This is a genomic window from Acinetobacter sp. ANC 4910, assembly GCF_004331035.1.
Lineage (GTDB): Bacteria > Pseudomonadota > Gammaproteobacteria > Pseudomonadales > Moraxellaceae > Acinetobacter.
This window is the reverse complement of the sequence record NZ_SJNT01000014.1, coordinates 24,871-43,422: the sequence shown is the minus strand read 5'-3', so window position 1 is coordinate 43,422 and position 18,552 is coordinate 24,871. Positions and strand designations below refer to the sequence as shown.

Genomic DNA, 18,552 nt, shown 5'->3' with positions numbered 1-18,552 from the left:
TTTTCACAGGTGAATCAATGACACAACACTTGAAATTTGTTATTCCCTTAACAGCGTTATTCATGTGTTGTGGTCATGCGATAGGTGCGGTGAATGAGACTGACACCGCGCCAGATTTTGACGAAGTTGAACAAAGTTATCCCGAAGTCCCTGTTGAATCGATTCAGCAGTTTGTGCAGATTTATGGCATTGTCAAAGACAATTACGTCGATAATAAAAATGATGAACAACTCTTCCAACAAGCCATTCAAGGTTTGGTGAGTGGTTTAGACCGTTATTCTCGTTATTTATCACCCGAAGATTATAAGCAGTTGGTGCAATATACCGATGGTGACTTGGCTTCGGTCGATTTTAATTTAAGTTATGACAATCAGCGTCAATGGACCATTCAAGGACTTAAGCCAGAAGCCGATGCCTATAAGCAAGGCTTACGCAATGGTGTTTCAGTTTTTAAAATTGATGATCAAGAATTAAAAAAGCTGAACCGTGAACAGGTCAATGCTTTGTTGTATGGTTCAATTGGCTCGACTTTAAGTGTGCAATTGGGGCAGACCACCAAGCCCATCAGTTTGGTTCGGACCAAGAAAATTGAAACAGACATTGAGGCACAACTGCTACATAACCAAGTACTGTTGCTTAAAGTTCGCGTGTTTCAACAAGATACAGCCAATGAAATTAAGCGTTTAATTGAAGAAAATAATCCATCCCGTCTTAAGGCGGTGTTGATTGATTTACGAAATAATCCAGGTGGTTTATTGTCTGCAGCGGTGGAAACGGCAGACCTGTTTTTAAATCAGGGCATTATTGTCACCACCAAAAGTCGCTCAGAAGGCAATCAGCAATTTCAAGCTTTACCTAGTTCGGAATTTCAGAATCTTAAAGTCGGTGTATTAATTAATGCTCGATCTGCATCTGCGGCAGAAGTTTTTACGGCTGCGATGAAAGAGCATCGTCGTGCTTGGGTGATTGGGGAAAAAAGTTATGGTAAAGGCGTGGTCCAGAAACTGTTCCCTTTGTCGAATGGCACTGCGCTGCAAATGACGGTATCCCATTATTACACGCCATCAGGGAAGATGATTGAAGGCATTGGCATTCAACCCGATCAGCAATATCCCTTGCAACATGATATGAAGGAAGAGACCTATCTAGAGCATGCTGCAGAGATCATTGCTAATCGCCGTTAATTATTCATCAGTATCCAGTCCAAACTTTTTCAGGCGATAACGCAAAGAGCGGAAGGACATCCCCAGTTTTTTGGCAGCCAAAGTGCGATTCCAATGCGTAATATTCAATGCATTGAGCAGAATCTCTTTTTCAATATTTTCTAAATACAACTCTAGACCTTCATCTGGTAATTTTCGAGGTGCTAGCGTTAATTCTGAAGGCGTTGTCAGCATTTGCTCGATTGATGATACTGGTGTGTAGACACTGCGGCGTAAGGGTGCACTTTGTAAATGCTGAACATCAATATAATCCTCATCACTTAACGTAATGGCCCGCTCGATGATGTTACGCAGTTCACGGACATTACCCGGATAGTACTGTGCCAATAAGAAATCTTTCGCGCGAGCGGTTAATGCTTTGACTTCAATTTCCCATTCACTGCAGACTTTATGAATAAAATGTTGCGCGAGAATTAAAATGTCTTGACCACGTTCACGGAGAGGCGGCATAACCAAATCCATCACATGAATGCGGAAAAATAGGTCTTGGCGGAATTTACCTTGCTGAACTAGAGATTCGAGGTCTTGGTGGCTAGCACTGATCACACGGAAATCGACATCAATTTCAGTATCTGAGCCAATTGGACGAATGGTTTTTTCCTGTACCGCACGCAGCAATTTGACTTGCATATTCAAAGGCAGTTCGGCAATTTCGTCTAAAAATAAACTACCGCCATGTGCAGATTGAATCAGACCTTGTTTATCTTGTGTTGCGCCAGTAAAGCTGCCTTTTTTGTGCCCAAATAACTCACTTTCGAGTAGATCGGAAGGAATCGCACCACAGTTAATCGCAATAAAAGGGCCTTCGTTACGATTACTGAGACGATGGACCAAGTTGGCAACAACTTCTTTGCCTGTGCCAGATTCACCTGTAATAAAGACTGGCGCTTGTGAGCGAGCAATCTTTTTTAAGGTGACACGGAGTTGTTGGATGGGTACGGACTGACCAATCAGCATGCGTTGTTCAAGTGCGTCTTCGCTAGAAGCCTGTTGCTGCACAGGATTGTTCAGAGCCTTTTGTAACAGCTGTTCCAGATGGGTTTGTTTAATCGGTTTACTGACAAAGTCAAAAGCCCCCGCCTTGAGCGCGGCAATCGCAATATCCATATTGCCATAGGCCGTCAGCACTGCGACAGGTAACTGCGGATATCGTTGAGAAATTTCCTCAACCAATTCCAAGCCACTCCCGTCAGGGAGATTTAAATCCGTAAAACAAACATCATAGTGATGTTCAGACAACATTTTTTTGGCCTGTGCTAAACGATAAGCCACATGCGTCTCGATCCCCATACGGCTGAGCATCATTTGCATCAGCGTACATAGGTCTTCTTCGTCATCTACAAATAAAACGAGTGGTTGTTGCGCCACTATAACACCCCAGTAAAAATTGAATTATTAAGTCAGCTGTCGGCATTGAATGCGAAAGCAAGCTCCCTGTTGTTGTTCTACATAGCTTAAGAGCGCTTGATTAGCTTCGCAAAAGCTATGTGATAGATATAATCCTAAACCCGTTCCTGTAATCGCGGTACTAAAAAACGGTTGAAACAGGTGGGCTTGATCGTGAATCGCCACGCCTTCCCCAAAATCACACACATCAATGTGAATGTTTTTATCCTGCGTATAGCAGTGGAGTTCTATTGTACTGCGTTCAGGTGAATTATGTCGGACTGCATTGCGAATTAAATTAATTAATACCTGTCTAAATTGTGCCTCATCAAAGTTCAAACTGAGCTGTGGGGCAATATGGCATAGAATTTTAGTTTTCAGATCGGGCAGATCTTCTTGAATAAAAATGGGGATAAAACGATCTAATTGTATGCTAATCGGTTGAGTGCCTTGATTCCGGACCATACTTAAAGTGTCTTGCACAATTTTGTCAATTCGTTTGGTTTGCTTGCTAATCATTTGGCTCAGTGTTTGCTGCTGATCAACCGTACTGTTCGGCAGTAATTCATTGGCTTGAACAATAGCGGCCAAGGGGTTGCGAATTTCATGTGCAATACTGGCTGAGAGTTGCCCCAGCGCAGCCAATTTTAATTGTTGTACCTGTTGATTCATCTTCTGTCCATCTTGGATCACCAAAAGTGTCAGTACCTGTTGTGGGACAATCAGTTTTTGCACTTCAATATGCAAATAATAGCGACTGAGCTGAGATTCAAACTGAAATTTCTCCCCATTTTGCACCTGATCAAAGTCCAGTAACTCAAACAAATCAGGTTGTAGTTTATACAGCGGATATTTATCAAAAGCATAAAATGGTGCAATGCCTAATAAAGCACAGGCAGCAGGGTTACTTAAAACAATATGACAGTTTTCATCTAAGACCAGGTAGCCTGTTTCAATTTGCTCTAAGATATAGCGATTAATATTTTGCAGACGTTTCAGTTCTTGTGATTGGGAGAAATTGACATGATCGAGCAGCTGGAAACGACGAACCGCAATTTGCCCACAGGCATAAAAGACAAAAAATAAAACTGCCAAGATCACACTATTCCCCAGATTCTGGAATGAATGTTGGGTCAGGAAGCTGATAAAGAATTGTTGGTAAATAACCGCAATAACCGCAATTAGCGTAATAATTAAGGCTTTTTGTGTCTTGAGGAGTAATGATGCTGCGAAAATGGTGGTTAAGAACAGGATACTGATACTTAAATTCGGACCATTGGTGGCGATGGTGAGTAAGCTTAAGGCAATAACATCGACTATAAAAATGAATGCAAACTGCTGAGGAATGTGCTGTTTAAAATGTTTGAGATTAAAGAGTTGTACGCAGTTAATGAAAAAATAGCCCCACAGTACATAAAAATACAGTTGAGGAAACTCGTAGTTGGTTGAGAGTTCATCTTGGGTCAGAATAAAAATTAACACCAAACAACTGGTGATTAATAAGCGGTAGGCGGCATACCACAGCCCAAAAAAGTATTGATTTAATTCGAAATATTGGGAATTTTGCATGCTGCAAACCGATTAGATGATGAAAGTTTTTGTTATTTAAGGTTTGATGAGACCGTAACGAATCGCTAGATGGGTCAGTTTGACATCACTATCAAGGTTTAATTTTTCAAAAATACGGTAACGATAGGTATTGACTGTTTTTACACTCACGAAAAGTTTATCTGCAATTTCTTGCGCGCTGATACAATTCACCACCATCATGGCTACTTGCATTTCACGCTCAGACAGAGCATCAAATGGTGATTGTTGTGTGTCGGATAAATAAGAGCTTGCGAGTTGTTCTGCAATATCGGCACTAAAGTATTTGCCCCCTTGCATGACTTTATTAATGGCACGAACCATTTCACTGACAGGAGCGCCTTTGGTGATATAACCTTTGGCACCAGCTTTCAGTAACAAGGATGGGTAGGGTTCTTCGGCCAAGCCACTCACAGCTAGAACTTTGGTTTCAGGAGCGGTTTGTAATAGGCGGCGAGTAGTTTCTACTCCACCAATACCTGGCATGTTCACATCCAGCAAAACCACATTAGGGTGATGTTGGCGAACCAGGTTAATCGCTTCTTCACCAGATTCTGCCTGACCAATGACTTGTACATCTGCGTGATCTTCTAGCATACGGCAAATACCAGTACGGACTAATTCATGGTCATCCACCACTAAAACTGTAATCACCGATTTCTCCCTCTGGCTAAAAAAAATTACATCATTTTTGTTACATAAAGCAAAATAAGCTTGCAATGAAACGACAAAATTAGCAATCCTATTCTTATTCCGAAATTAAAAGTTTTGCACAATAGCGCGAACAGAAAATTCCCGTTGCTGTGTAAATGTAAGGCATATTTGAGGTAATACGCAAATGTATCTTACCTCCCTGAGTTGAGTAAACGATTGTGAAAAATTCTAAGAAGTCATTCATGCATGTGTTGAGTATGTCTATTCTACTCAGCCTGAGTTCAACAAGCTTTGCTGAACTCGTCATTAATCCTTCCTCGGGGAGTGTTGGTCAGGCTTCAATGAACTGGTCTTCAGAGGAAGCGAGTCAATTATTAAATAGTGATGTTTCTTCACTGGTTGAGGAAGTGTCTCCGCAAGGATCAACCAAAGTCACCACGACGGTTCGCAGCTCAAATGGGGTACCTTCCTCTTCTGCACCGAAAACGGTTCATATTATTGATACCTCTGCGGGTTATAGTAGTCAGCCTTCTGTAAGTGCCCGTGCCGCGCTGGTCATGGATGCACAAACAGGTGAGGTGCTTTATAGTAAAAATACCAATACAGCATTACCCATTGCTTCTATTACCAAATTAATGACAGCGGTAGTCATTGCCGATGCACGTTTAGACATGTCTGAGGAAATTACCTTACAGTCGATTGATTTTGCAGGGGCAGGTGGTAAAAATTCGAGTTCAACGCTACGTGCAGGGGATAGCATGAACCGTGCAGAAGCGTTGCTTTTTGCTTTAATGAAATCGGAAAATCCAGCGGCAGCAGCGTTAGCGCGAACGTATCCAGGAGGACGTAGTGCTTTCATTTCTGCAATGAATGCGAAGGCACGTGCATTGGGCATGAGCTCGACACATTATGTTGAATCTACAGGCTTAGATCCGCACAACGTTGCGTCGGCACGTGACTTGGGTATTTTAGTCAGCACCGCATCGCAATATGGTTTAATTCGTCAGTTTTCAACCACAGCCAGTTATGATTTTAATCTCGGTTATCGGATGTTAAAGTCTAATAATACCAATGCTTTAGTTCGTAATGGTGGTTGGAATATTAATCTGTCAAAAACAGGGTATATTAACGAAGCTGGTCGCTGTGTGGTGATGCATACCACATTAAACTCGCGCCCAGCAGTCGTAGTCATTCTAGGTGCAAGTTCATCCCAAAGTCGGACTGAGGATGCAACCCGTTTAATGACGTGGGCAAGTCAGTTGCCAAAACGAATTTAATTTTTTCCTTTAAAAAAACTCTTCTTGATGAAGAGTTTTTTTATGCCTATAGGCTGCGACACAGCTTGTCTTAAAGCATATTTTTTGACTATTTTTTGGATACAGAATGCGTATGATAGCGACATAACAAGATAACAACTGGGTCTGACTATGAATGCGATGCAACATGCTCGAATTTCAGCGAAACGGTGGGGTGGGGAGCCAGAAGATTATTATGAATTACATGCATTTATTGATAGTACCAAAAGTTTGTGTAGTGATGCTCGGCATCGAATTTTACATACCCTTTGGGGAATAAATTCAGTCGTTGTACCAATATTTGGACATAGTCTTGAGAATAGTGCGGGCAAATCGATTGATATAAAAGACTTATGCGAACGTGATCATTTATTGGTAGATTATCAGCAGCGATTTATTCCCACGTTAAGTGACTTTGTTCATGCCATTGATGCAAGCCGATTACCTCAAAATTTAGAACGACATTTAGAACAGTTACACCAAGTCTACGCCCAAAACCCAATTGCATCCCAATTAATGCTTTCACCTTTGGCACAAACAGGGAAGTTGCATTCTTTACTTTTTACGCATAACAGTTGGTTTATTTACGAGATTTTACCGCGAATAGGTGTATTACCGAATTTACAGAATATTGTCTATAGTCCAGATGACATCTTCCACGCGATGCAGTTTGAATTGTGGATGGATAATGGCATGGCAATTCCGCAAAGTGCACAAGCATTACATCAAAGAAAACAACAAAGCTTCGTTTAAGCGTAGCTAAAAAATCAGGAGATGAATATGACCACCTACGTTATTCGTGCAAAATACTTCGGCTATAACGATGAAGTTTTTTACGTCACAGGCAATCGCATTAGCAATGTTTTTCAAGATCAGGCTGAAGCTGAAGCGGTCTATCAGAAGCTTGAAGTTGAGGGCGCACGAGATTTTGCCTTGTACGAGGTAGAATCTCTATTTGATGCAGATGAAGCCAAGTTGAAACAATTAGATGAATTTGTTTTTTCACGTTGTGGCGAGCATATTTACCAAGATGGCGAAGTTTCGCGGGATGTGCTGCCAAGTAGTCTAAGTGATGCGGATACTTATAGCTTTGTACAAATGGCTGAAATGCAAAAATTTCAACTGGTTAGCTTTGAACATGAAGTTAAGTTCTATGGTTTGTGGTCGACCCAGAAGCAGCAATGGCTTGAAGAGCATGACGAGTTTTTTGCAGGGCTAATTTATGCTGAAAGTCCAGAATTACTCAAAGGCAAAATTGAATCTATCTTTGCGGATTACGATTATTCAGATATTGAATTAGCAGGTTCATTGGAGTCTTTATCGGAACAGCCTATTTTATTAAAAGCGCTCATTCAGGCCGAGTACGGCTTAAGTTATGATGAAGATAAACAAATTTTAAACATTGGCCTGTGGCAAAATGAGGCTTTATACGCAGTGAATGCGTTACTCAAACAGCCTTTATTTGAGATTAAGCAAATTGAGTTAGCAGAAATTCAGCGTCTGGAGAAAGAACTCGCAAAAATGCATAGTTATGATGAAGATTATGAATATGATGAGGAATAATCTTTGACATGAAATAAAAAAACCAGTTGCAAGCAACTGGTTTTTTAAATGCAAGTGGAAACTTACATATTTGAAAGGATAGAGTCTTTTACTTGAGACATGGTTGCATCAATAGACAACATTACGGCATCAGCACATTGCTTGATGGCAGTGTCTGGATCTTTTAAGCCATTGCCTGTTACAGTACACACAATCACAGAACCTTCAGTAATTTTACCTGCTTTAATATCACGGATTGCACCACCGATAGAGGCAGCAGAAGCTGGCTCTACAAAGACACCTTCATACATAGAAAGTAAACGTTGTGCTTCTAAAATTTCAGCATCGGCAAGTTCATCAAACCAACCTTTAGAGTCACGTACTACCGCTTTGGCATGGTTCCAGCTTTGTGGGTTACCAATACGAATGGCTGTTGCAACCGTTTCTGGATGTTCCACCGGTGCACCACGTAAGAAAGGTGCAGCGCCATCAGCTTGATAGCCGACCATGATCGGTAAGCCTTCTGGTTTAGGACCTGTGAATTGATCTGTCGCAGCATCGTAAATGACTTGTTCAAACTGATCTACAGGCTGGTTTGCTACAGCTTCGGTATAACCCATCCAGTGTGCAGTAATGTTGCCCGCGTTACCTACAGGTAAGCAGTGATAGTCTGGCGCACGACCCAAAGCTTCAACGATTTCGTAAGCAATGGTTTTTTGGCCTTGTAAACGATACGGGTTGATTGAGTTAACAATCGTTACAGGCGCTTGATCAGCAACTTCTTTTACAAGACGCATACCATCGTCAAAGTTACCACGAATTTGCATGGTAATCGCACCATACATCATCGCTTGAGCCATTTTACCCATGGCAATTTTGCCTTCAGGAATTAACACAAAGGCTTTGATGCCAGCACGTGCTGCATATGCAGCAGCCGCAGCAGAAGTATTGCCTGTAGATGCACAGATAATTGCTTTTGAACCGTCTTCAACCGCTTTGGTCACAGCCATAGTCATGCCGCGGTCTTTGAATGAGCCTGTCGGGTTCAAGCCTTCGTACTTCACATAAATTTCAACATCTTTACCAATAATACGTGGAATATTCTCCAACTTAATGAGCGGAGTATTACCTTCGCCCAAAGAGATTCCACGAGTAGTAGCAGACACTGGTAAACGGTCACGATAACGGTCAACTAAACCAGTATAACGATTGGCATTCGACATGATGATGTTCCAATTATGGGTAGAGCTTGGTGAGGGAGAAAACAAGGGTCTTTCCCTCAACCCGATTAATTATCAAGCGATTCTAAACGAATTCGCACGATTTCGCCATGAATGACGGGTAAGGCTTGAATTTGAGCAAGAGCCTCATCCATTTTCGATTCTTTGACTGGATCAGTCAAAATCACGATCGGAATCAGGTCTTTTAGGCGTGATTGCTGCATGATGGCATCAATACTGATACCTGCACGGCTTAAAATCGTGGTGACGTCAGCGAGCACACCAGTTTGATCTTCTGCATTAATACGGATGTAGTAACCTGTGGTCATTTCTTCACGTGGCAGAATTGGTAAGTCTGCTAAAGCTTCAAAAGCCAATTGAGGAATTGTACCTGCACCATCTTCGGTATAAGAAATATCACGTACGATATCGATCACATCGGCAACGACCGCAGAAGCTGTAGGACCAGCGCCGGCACCTGCACCGTAATACAAGGTTGGGCCGACAGCATGTGCTTGTACCAAGACGGCATTTTTTACCCCATTGACATTGGCAAGGAGTTCTTCAGCGGGAATAAGCGTTGGATGAACACGTAGTTCAATGCCTTTTTCTGCACGACGTGCAATACCCAAATGCTTGATTCGGAAACCCAGTTCTTCAGCATACTTCACATCTTGTGCTGTAATTTTGCTGATGCCTTCGGTATAGACTTTGTCAAACTGTAATGGAATACCAAATGCACAAGAGGCTAAAATTGTCAGTTTATGTGCAGCATCAATCCCTTCAACGTCAAAGGTTGGGTCAGCTTCGGCATAGCCTAATTCTTGTGCTTCTTGTAGCACGTCTTCGAAGGCACGACCTTTATCGCGCATTTCAGTTAAGATGAAATTGCCTGTGCCGTTAATGATACCTGCTAACCAATCAATTTTATTGGCAGCTAGGCCTTCGCGCATCACTTTAATGATGGGAATGCCTCCTGCAACCGCAGCTTCATAGGCGATTTGTACGGCATTGTCTTCTGCCGCTTTAAACAATTCATTGCCATGTTCAGCCAGTAAAGCCTTGTTGGCAGTGACGACTTGTTTGCCATGCTTGATGGCTTCCATAATCACATCATAGGCAGGGTGAATACCACCCATTACCTCTACCACAACATCGACATCGGGTTGACGTACGATGTCCATCAGGTCTGCACTTTGTTTTACAGAGGCTGGAAGATCAAGGTCTGGACGCGGACGACGAGTACCTACGTGGGTAATTTCAATTCCTCGACCGGTGCGACGTTTAATCTCCGCAGCGTTTTCTTCTAGTAGTTTAAGGGCACCACCACCCACAGTACCAAGACCGAGGATTGCCAGACGAACTGGTTTCACGTCACACTCCATTTATTTCTTCAATTTTACGCGAGTCTAGATCATAGCTAAAAAAACGCTCAGACTCTAGGGTGGAGCGAAGATAATCTCCACCTATAACTAATAGTAAAATAACAAATAAAAATTAGTTATTTAAGCGTTGCTCTAATTCTTCAGGGCTGAGGTATCCACCTAAATAAACACCTTCGGTATTGTAGATCGCAGGTGTGCCATTCACGCCCATGTTTAGCCCCAGTTGATATTGATCGCGGACAGGGTTTTTACAGGTGGCAGGTGGCAATTGAGCTCCTGCTACGGCTTGATTAAACGCAGCTTGGCGATCGGCACTACACCACACACTTTCCATTGCTGGCATAAACTGCTCGCCACGTGGCCAAGCAATATAACGAACTTCAATGCCCTTAGCGGTAATCTCAGGAATATGCTCATGTAATTTGTGGCAATACGGACAGCTTGCATCGGTAAATACATAAACGACATGCTTGGTTTTACCTTGCGCTGGATACACCAACAGGTCTTCTGTTTTTAAGCTGGCTAAATGCTTTTTATTGGCTGCGGCTTGTAAGTTCTCACTGACATTATGTAGCTTTTTATCACCTAAGCGAATGACATCGCCCTGAATTAAGAATTTACCATCGCTAGTGGCATAGACTGAACTCATGCCTTCTAAGTTAATCCAATACAGATTCGGGACTTCGGTTGTTTTTACATCTACAATTTTGGCATTAATACCCGCAGTTTTAAAATGTTGCTCTAAAGTTTTAATCAGGCGCTGTTGTGCATTGCGTTCAGAGAGATTCGATGCTTCTCCAGTGGCAGGGGCACTCGCCGTGAGCGTATTTTGCTTTTTGTCATCATTATTTGAATTGGAACATGCCGTGAGGGCTAAACTGCCTGCCAAGGTACATGCAATAAATAATTTTGTGCGGGTAAATGACATATAAAACCCTTTCTTTTAGGTATAAAAACAGGAGGCTAGCATAGCAAAAAAACTTTGTAGCGTGGTATTTCTTGGTGTGGACTCTGTGAAGCAGATCTAGCTTTATGGCTTTTTAGGCTCTTGGATGGAACTCGGCATGTAGTTGCTGCATACGGACTTGTGCCACATGGGTATAAATTTGCGTGGTAGATAAATCACTATGCCCCAATAACACTTGCACCACACGTAAGTCCGCGCCATGGTTGAGTAAATGCGTCGCAAAAGCGTGACGCATGGTATGTGGTGAAAGTTCGGCTTGAATGCCTGCCTGTAGCGCGTAGCGCTTAATCGCATACCAGAAGTTTTGCCGACTCATAATCCCGCCTTGTTGGGTCAGAAAAACATAGTCGGTTGCAGATTTATAGAGGCTGGGTCTGGCTTGTGCCAAATAGGTTTCAATCCATTGACAAGCCACTTGTCCTAAGGGCACTAAACGTTCTTTATTGCCTTTACCCACAATACGTAAATAACCTTGTTTCAAATTGATCAGTTCTAAGCGTAAATTTAACAATTCTGATACACGCAGACCACAGGCATATAAGACTTCAAACATAGCACGGTCGCGTAAACCCAATGCGGTATGGGTATCTGGTGCAAGAATGAGAGCCTCAACGTCTTGTTCTGAAAGGTCTTTAGGCAAAGCACGTCCAATTTTAGGGGTGCGATGACTGGCCACAGGATTGTCACTGCGAAGCTTTTGTTCTCTTAAAAATTTATAAAATGAACGTAAGGCAGAAAGACTACGTGCAATAGATCGTGGGCTTTTGCCTTGCTGAGTTAAGTTGAGAAGTACATCTGCAATATCATCACTTTGCCAGTCGATCAGGGCTTTGCTGTGGCATTCGCTACATTGAATCAGATCAGAAAGATAGGCATTCCGCGTGTGAGGGCTGACGGTTTGTGCAATTAAATAGTCACGGAAACCCTGAAGAAAGCTGAGTTTTTCTGGAATTTGGACAGGTGTAGGTATTCTAGGTTTTTTATTTAACATTACTGCTTCGAATTCAGGAAACCGATTTAGATTGTCCATCTTAACTAATTTTACAACATTTTTCTGGGTGGACCTTGTGGTATAAAGTGAATGCGAATAGGAATCTAACCTTATTTGGTAATTATTCTCATTTGCTTGTATACTACAGAAAATATTTTAGGGTTTAGTGCGGTGCTTTTATCTGATTTGAAAGTCAAGCAAACAGCCATTATTCGTAACGTCAAACGTCATGTGGATGGTAATGCAGCTCAGACTGACCTAATAGCCAGTCGTTTGGAAACTTTAGGTTTTGTGCCTGGTACTTCCGTTCAGGTGGTGACAAAAGGTATTTTTGGTGGCGATCCGATTTTAATTCAGGTCGGATTTACCCGTTTCGCACTAAGAAAAGCTGAAGCAGAAAAAATTGAAATTGAGATGGAAGGAGCACCTGCATGAGTGATGCGTTGCGTATTGCCCTTGTCGGGAATCCTAACTGCGGTAAAACCTCTTTATTTAACCATTTAACAGGAACCCGCCAGAAAGTTGCTAACTATGCTGGGGTAACGGTCGAGCGTAAAATGGGGCAGTTTTCCCTGCCTTCAGGAAAGGCTGTTCGGGTCTTGGACTTGCCAGGAACTTATAGTTTAGATGCAACCAGCCCAGACGAAGCTATCACCCGTGATGTGGTACAAGGTAAAATTGTAGCAGAAGGACATCAGGATGCATTTTTATGTGTGGTGGATGCCACCAACTTAAAACTGCATTTAGGTTTAGTTCTGGAAATGATTGAATTGGGCCGTCCAATTCTGTTGGTTCTGAACATGATGGATGAAGCACGCCGTCGTGGGATGCAAATCAATACCCAGAAACTGTCTGAACGTTTAGGCATTCCTGTTGCTGAAACAGTTGCGGTGCGTAATGCAGGCATTGAAAACTTGTTGAATGCTTTAGATCAAGCCAAATATGCAGTGCCCCATACGGAACTGAGTGGCTTAAAAGGTTCGCATCACCAAAAAATCGCGACGATTTTGCATGATGTTGTTCAGTATGCAGACCAAGAAGATAAACGCTCCGATTTCCTTGATCGAATTTTTTTACATCCCGTATTCGGCTTGGTGACGTTGGCTGTGATGATGTTTGTGGTTTTCCAAGCGGTTTTTGCTTGGGCAGCCCCATTTATGGATGGGATTGAAAGTTTATTTGGCTGGCTGGGTGAAGTGATTGGCGCATCCATTTCGCAGCCTTTATTGCATAGCTTAGTGGTTGACGGGATTATTGCGGGTGCTGGCGGTGTGGTGGTGTTTTTACCCCAGATTATTATTCTGTTCTTCTTTATTTTGGTTTTGGAAGAATCGGGCTATTTACCTCGTGCAGCGTTCTTGCTAGATAAACTGATGTTTAAAGCAGGTTTGAGTGGACGTGCATTTATTCCCTTGCTGTCTAGTTTTGCTTGTGCGGTACCCGGAATTATGGCAACCCGTAGTATCAGTGACCCACGGGATCGTTTGACCACTATTTTTGTGGCACCTCTGATGACCTGTTCAGCACGTTTGCCTGTATACGCCTTGTTAATTGCAGCTTTTATTCCTGCGCAGACCGTGTGGGGAATTTTTAATTTACAAGGTTTGGTGCTGTTTGCTTTGTATATGGCGGGCATTGTCAGTGCATTGATCGTTTCATTTGTATTGAAATTTTTCCAAAAAGATAAATCGCAACATGCTTTGCTGATGGAACTACCGAGTTACCGTTTTCCTGACTTAAAAAGTGTTGGAATTGGTTTGTTGGATCGTACCAAAATCTTTATGAAACGCGTGGGTGGGATTATTTTTGCGCTTTCAATCTTGTTGTGGTTCCTGTGTACGTTTCCTCAACCGCCAGTGGGCGCGACCATGCCGGATATCGATTATTCCTTCGCAGGAATGTTGGGGCATGTCATGCAACCGATTTTTGCACCCTTAGGTTTTAACTGGCAGATTTGTATTGCGTTAATTCCTGCCATGGCAGCGCGAGAGGTTGTGGTTGCAGCATTGGGTACGGTCTATGCCTTATCTGCGGTGAATGATGATGCAATGTCGCAAGGATTGGCGGCAATCATTAGTGGCAACAGTGATTTAGGTTGGTCTTTAGCAACTGGTTTGTCTTTACTGGTTTGGTTTATTTATGCACCACATTGTTTAGCGACTTTGGCGACTGTACGTCGTGAAACAGGTTCATGGAAAACTGTGAGCTTTATGACCGCGTATTTGTTTGGCTTAGCGTATTTGATGTCATTCCTGACTTATCAAATTGCGTCGCACTATTTCGGTTAATCTGCAAGGAGACTCTGAATATGGTTGAAATTCTGATTGTTGCTGCCTTGGTACTGTGGAGTACCGTGGTGGTGTTTAAGAAAGTGTTTCCGAAAACGTCCAATAAAACCTTTGGCGCATTGGCTGGATTTACTGAAAAACAGGGTTGGAACACGGTATCTAAATGGCTGAAGCCTACGCCTGTTGCAGGCTGTGGTGGTGGTTGTGGCTGTAGCCAAGACGATGCACCGAGTGTGAATAAAAATGCTGAGATTCAAGCGGTGAAGTGGAAATAAGCAAATTTCCCCTAATCACAAAAAAGCCGTCAAATTTGACGGCTTTTTTACGCGCTGACACAAAAAAACAGAGAGAAAGTCAAAACAGAAAAAGCATTCAAAACAGCAAAGTGCTAACATTTTGTCAGTTTTACCAATCAACCAAAACATGGGGCAAAAATGTTAATACAGCGTGGTGGATTAAAAGTCGTTGCAGGACTGGGAATTTCAGGTGTTGCAGCAGTAAATTTCTTACATGAGAAGGGCTACCGCGTTGCAGTAACAGATTCACGAGCAACCCCTCCGGGACATGACCAGATTCCTGCTGAGGTGCAAACCAGTTTTGGTCAATTGGATCAAGAACTCTTATTACAAGCCGAAGAAATTATTGTGAGCCCAGGGTTGGATCTTAAGCTTCCAGAACTTCAAGCGGCCTTTGCCCAGCACATTCCAGTGGTGAGTGAAATTCAGGTGTTACGTCGTAGCACCGATAAACCGATTGTGGCAATCACTGGCTCGAATGCGAAAAGTACAGTCACGACTTTAATGGGTTTAATGGCGCAAGAAGCAGGCAAGAAAGTCGCAGTTGGGGGGAATTTAGGACGTCCAGCATTGGATTTAACCAAGGATGATCCTGAACTGTATATTCTAGAATTGTCTAGTTTTCAGCTCGAAACCACATCGAATTTAAATGCAGCGGTGGCTGTAGTCCTGAATATGAGTGAAGACCATTTAGACCGTCATGGCGATATGTGGGGCTATCATCAAGCCAAACATCGTATTTTCCAAGGCGTGAAAAAAGTGGTGTACAACCGTGATGATTCATTGACGCGTCCTTTGGTCCCCGATGTAACGCCATTACAGAGTTTTGGCTTAAATGCACCAGACCTGAATCAATATGGCATTCTAAAAGATGCGGACGGTACGATATGGTTGGCACGTGGTCGTGAGCGTTTATTGAAAAGTTCGGACATGTATATTCAAGGCACGCACAATGTTGCCAATGCACTTGCATGTTTAGCCTTGGGCGAAGCGATTGGCTTACCACTCGAGTCGATGCTGAATACTTTGAAGCATTTTAAAGGTTTGGAACATCGCTGTGAGTTTGTGAAAGAAGTGAACCAAGTCCGTTACTATAATGATTCGAAAGGCACCAATATTGGCGCAACTTTGGCGGCTATTGATGGTTTAGGCGCAGCGATTGAAGCTCAGCAAGGTAAGGTGGCAATTATTTTGGGTGGACAAGGTAAAGGACAAGACTTTACGGCGTTGAAAGATTCACTGGCAAAATACGCTAAACTGGCAGTGCTGATTGGGGAAGATGCCAATCTGATTGAGCAGGCGATTGCAGGAACGACAACAATTTTGCATGCTGCAACACTCAAACAAGCGGTAGAACTGTGCCAAGCACATACGCAGGCACACGATGTAGTGTTATTGTCTCCTGCATGTGCAAGTTTTGATATGTTCAAAAGTTATGGTGATCGTGGTCATCAGTTTGTCGATTGTGTGAATGCTCTAACTTAAAAGAATGATAAGGAGAGAGTTGTATGGCGAGTTTAGCTCAGACAACGATCAATAAAGCTCAGCAAGTCTATCAACGTATCAGCCCGCGAATTCCTGCCGAATTTACGGCACGAAATGTTCTGATTTTTTGTGTGATTGCTTTGCTGTGTTTAGGTTCCATCATGGTGGCTTCGGCTTCCATGCCTTATGCTGATCGAATGCTGGAGAATCCTTTCCATTATGTTGTACGGCATGCCATTTCAATTGTGGTGGCAGGTATCGCTGCATTTTTGGCTTATCGGGTTTCCTTGAATATATGGTTCAACAATACCTTTCCTCTGTGGCTGATCACCATCGTATTGCTCGCTGCTGTACTGGTGATCGGGACGGAGGTGAATGGTTCGACACGTTGGATTCGTATTGCAGGCTTTACTTTACAAGCTACAGAAGTTGCTAAAGTCATGATGGCCATCTTCACGGCAGACTATGTGGTGCGCCGTGCGGCAGAAGTCCGGAACACTGTTAAAGGTTTGGTGCGACTTGCGGCAATTATGATTTTAACGGTTGGTTTGATTATTGCGGAACCCGATTTGGGGGCAACAGTGGTCATCGTGCTGATGATGTTAGGGGTGTTCTTTTTAGCAGGTGCACCTGTCATTCAGTTTGGTATCGCCCTTGGCGCGATTCTAACCGCCTTCTTCTTTCTCATTGTATTTGAACCCTATCGTTTTGAACGTCTGATGTCGTTCTCTAACCCTTGGAACGATCCTTTAGGTGCAGGTTATCAGCTTTCTAATGCGTTGATGGCCTTTGGTCGTGGCGAATGGGCAGGCGTTGGCTTAGGTCATAGTATTCAAAAAATGTCGTATTTACCCGAAGCCCATACCGACTTTATGTTGGCAGTACTGGGAGAGGAATTCGGCTTTTTAGGCATTACTGTGGTGTTGCTGCTGTCGTTTGGTATGTTGGTGTGCTGTATTAAAATTGGTCATCGCGCGTTACGGAATCAATATCTACGTGCAGGTTATTTGGCCTATGGCATCAGTATTATCTTCTTGCTGCAAATCTTGGTCAACGCAGGCATGAATATGGGCATGCTACCAACCAAGGGTTTAACTTTGCCTTTTATTAGTTATGGTGGTTCGTCTTTAATTATGTGTGCAGTCATGATCAGTTTGATTTTGAAAATTGATGCAACCACACAAGACATCAACCCAAGTAAAGAAGAATCAAGCTTCTAAGCCTATTGGGTGTGTCCCCCAATGAAGCAGCATATATTTTAATTTACAAACCTCTCGTCTAATCGGATGAGAGGTTTTTTATTTCTCTCGAATTAGAGGTAATGCCTTTCCAATTCGATGCTGTGCGGAATCAGGTTGGTATTCCACTGTAATACGGCTTGTTGCAGCATGATTTCAGGTTGGTCTAAATCTACTGCTGGCTGGTGTAACGCAAGCAGTGCTTGCTGTAATAATTTAGGGGCTTGCGTAGGGTCTAAGGCTTGTGCAAGGTTTTGTTTCGAGAGTTTTTGCCCTTGAGCATTCATTGCAAGAGGCAGATGCATATAGCTTAATGTCGGATAACCTAGCAATTGTGCGAGCCAAATTTGCCGTTCGGTATTATCCAGTAAATCTGCGCCGCGAACGACATGAGTGATACCTTGCAAATAATCATCAACCACGACTGCTAATTGGTAATTGATGATGCCATCACGACGTTTCAACACAAAATCACCCAAATCTTCTTTTAGATTGGAACAATGTTGACCTTGTAGGCGGTCTTGAAAGCAGATGGATTGATCTGCGACTTTAACGCGAATGGCTTGCTGTTCAAAGGGTAGCGCTAAATCACGGCAGGTACCCGCATAGATGTGATTAGAACCGAGCATTTTTCGGGTGCAGGCACAGGCATAGACTTGACCCGCAAGGTGTAACTGATCAATCACCGCTTCATAAAGGTCTAGGCGATCTTTCTGGAAAATAATTTCAGCATCAGGATAAAGCTGAAAGGCATCTAGGCATTCGAGAATATGTTGTTCACTGCCAGGATAAATACGAGGAATGTCGGTATCTTCGATACGAACGTACCATTGTCCTTGTTGTGCCTTGGCATCGCAATAACTCGCAACGGCTGTGAGTAGTGAGCCAAAATGTAAAGGGCCGGTTGGCGATGGCGCAAACCGACCCACATAAGCCATCCTGTTGTCCCCCTTCTGTTGTAAGGAAGGGGTTAGGGGAGGATTATTGAATAACAT

At 42.9% G+C, this 18,552-nt stretch carries 17 protein-coding genes; 9 read left to right on the top strand and 8 right to left on the bottom strand.

What is annotated here, in order from left to right; all coding sequences use genetic code 11:
* Positions 1-17: 17 nt before the first annotated feature.
* Positions 18-1,184 carry a S41 family peptidase gene (locus tag E0H82_RS13935; RefSeq protein ID WP_131265354.1) on the top strand — a complete coding sequence of 389 codons (1,167 nt, stop codon included), beginning with the start codon at positions 18-20 and terminating at the stop codon, positions 1,182-1,184.
* On the opposite strand, the gene E0H82_RS13930 is transcribed toward E0H82_RS13935, so the two are convergent.
* From E0H82_RS13930 to E0H82_RS13920, 3 genes are read right to left on the bottom strand one after another with little or no spacing between them, the layout of a single operon-like run.
* Entirely contained in the window at positions 1,185-2,594 is a 1,410-nt protein-coding gene (locus E0H82_RS13930; protein ID WP_165492960.1) for a sigma-54-dependent transcriptional regulator, read from the bottom strand. It lies immediately after the preceding gene.
* 24 nt (positions 2,595-2,618) lie between these two features.
* Positions 2,619-4,178 carry a sensor histidine kinase gene (locus E0H82_RS13925; protein WP_131265352.1) on the bottom strand — a complete coding sequence of 520 codons (1,560 nt, stop codon included), beginning with the start codon at positions 4,176-4,178 and terminating at the stop codon, positions 2,619-2,621.
* A gap of 36 nt (positions 4,179-4,214) precedes the next feature.
* Entirely contained in the window at positions 4,215-4,850 is a 636-nt protein-coding gene (locus E0H82_RS13920) for a response regulator (protein WP_131265351.1), read from the bottom strand.
* Positions 4,851-5,068: 218 nt separating this feature from the next.
* Here E0H82_RS13920 and pbpG point away from each other — a divergent pair, with 218 nt between their 5' ends.
* The 3 genes from pbpG (at position 5,069) to E0H82_RS13905 (ending at position 7,708) form a co-directional block, all read left to right on the top strand.
* A complete protein-coding gene (gene pbpG / locus E0H82_RS13915; RefSeq protein ID WP_131265350.1) occupies positions 5,069-6,127 on the top strand; it encodes a D-alanyl-D-alanine endopeptidase PBP7/8 in 1,059 nt (352 codons plus the stop codon).
* A gap of 150 nt (positions 6,128-6,277) precedes the next feature.
* Positions 6,278-6,898 carry a DUF6915 family protein gene (locus E0H82_RS13910; protein ID WP_131265349.1) on the top strand — a complete coding sequence of 207 codons (621 nt, stop codon included), beginning with the start codon at positions 6,278-6,280 and terminating at the stop codon, positions 6,896-6,898.
* Between the two features lie 27 nt (positions 6,899-6,925).
* Positions 6,926-7,708: a hypothetical protein gene (locus E0H82_RS13905; RefSeq protein WP_131265348.1), complete on the top strand. Its 783-nt coding sequence runs from the start codon at positions 6,926-6,928 to the stop codon at positions 7,706-7,708.
* Positions 7,709-7,770: 62 nt separating this feature from the next.
* On the opposite strand, the gene thrC is transcribed toward E0H82_RS13905, so the two are convergent.
* The 4 genes from thrC to xerD all read right to left on the bottom strand — a co-directional run bounded on the left by thrC (position 7,771) and on the right by xerD (position 12,250).
* The gene (gene thrC, locus E0H82_RS13900; RefSeq protein WP_131265347.1) at positions 7,771-8,910 is read right to left on the bottom strand and encodes a threonine synthase; all 1,140 of its coding nucleotides are present in this window, start codon (positions 8,908-8,910) and stop codon (positions 7,771-7,773) included.
* Positions 8,911-8,975: 65 nt separating this feature from the next.
* Positions 8,976-10,280 (bottom strand): homoserine dehydrogenase, encoded by a 1,305-nt coding sequence (locus E0H82_RS13895; RefSeq protein WP_131265346.1) that lies wholly within the window; start codon positions 10,278-10,280, stop codon positions 8,976-8,978.
* A gap of 124 nt (positions 10,281-10,404) precedes the next feature.
* Positions 10,405-11,220 carry a DsbC family protein gene (locus E0H82_RS13890; RefSeq protein ID WP_131265345.1) on the bottom strand — a complete coding sequence of 272 codons (816 nt, stop codon included), beginning with the start codon at positions 11,218-11,220 and terminating at the stop codon, positions 10,405-10,407.
* A gap of 112 nt (positions 11,221-11,332) precedes the next feature.
* Positions 11,333-12,250 (bottom strand): site-specific tyrosine recombinase XerD, encoded by a 918-nt coding sequence (gene xerD, locus E0H82_RS13885; protein WP_131265344.1) that lies wholly within the window; start codon positions 12,248-12,250, stop codon positions 11,333-11,335.
* 171 nt (positions 12,251-12,421) lie between these two features.
* Between xerD and E0H82_RS13880 the strand changes: the two genes are divergently transcribed.
* The 5 genes from E0H82_RS13880 (at position 12,422) to ftsW (ending at position 17,539) form a co-directional block, all read left to right on the top strand.
* Positions 12,422-12,685: a FeoA family protein gene (locus E0H82_RS13880; RefSeq protein ID WP_131265343.1), complete on the top strand. Its 264-nt coding sequence runs from the start codon at positions 12,422-12,424 to the stop codon at positions 12,683-12,685.
* Positions 12,682-14,538, top strand: coding sequence for a ferrous iron transporter B (gene feoB, locus E0H82_RS13875; RefSeq protein ID WP_131265342.1), 1,857 nt, complete (start codon positions 12,682-12,684; stop codon positions 14,536-14,538). The genes E0H82_RS13880 and feoB overlap by 4 nt, the downstream gene beginning before the upstream one ends.
* A 20-nt stretch (positions 14,539-14,558) precedes the next feature.
* Positions 14,559-14,813 (top strand): DUF6587 family protein, encoded by a 255-nt coding sequence (locus tag E0H82_RS13870; RefSeq protein WP_131265341.1) that lies wholly within the window; start codon positions 14,559-14,561, stop codon positions 14,811-14,813.
* Between the two features lie 159 nt (positions 14,814-14,972).
* Positions 14,973-16,319, top strand: a complete 1,347-nt coding sequence (gene murD / locus E0H82_RS13865) for a UDP-N-acetylmuramoyl-L-alanine--D-glutamate ligase (protein WP_131265340.1) — start codon at positions 14,973-14,975, stop codon at positions 16,317-16,319.
* A gap of 23 nt (positions 16,320-16,342) precedes the next feature.
* On the top strand, positions 16,343-17,539 hold the full coding sequence (gene ftsW, locus E0H82_RS13860; RefSeq protein WP_131265339.1) for a putative lipid II flippase FtsW: 1,197 nt from the start codon (positions 16,343-16,345) through the stop codon (positions 17,537-17,539).
* A 92-nt stretch (positions 17,540-17,631) separates the two neighbouring features.
* Here the strand turns inward: ftsW and gluQRS are convergent, their stop codons facing one another.
* Positions 17,632-18,552: a tRNA glutamyl-Q(34) synthetase GluQRS gene (gene gluQRS / locus E0H82_RS13855; RefSeq protein ID WP_171458299.1), complete on the bottom strand. Its 921-nt coding sequence runs from the start codon at positions 18,550-18,552 to the stop codon at positions 17,632-17,634.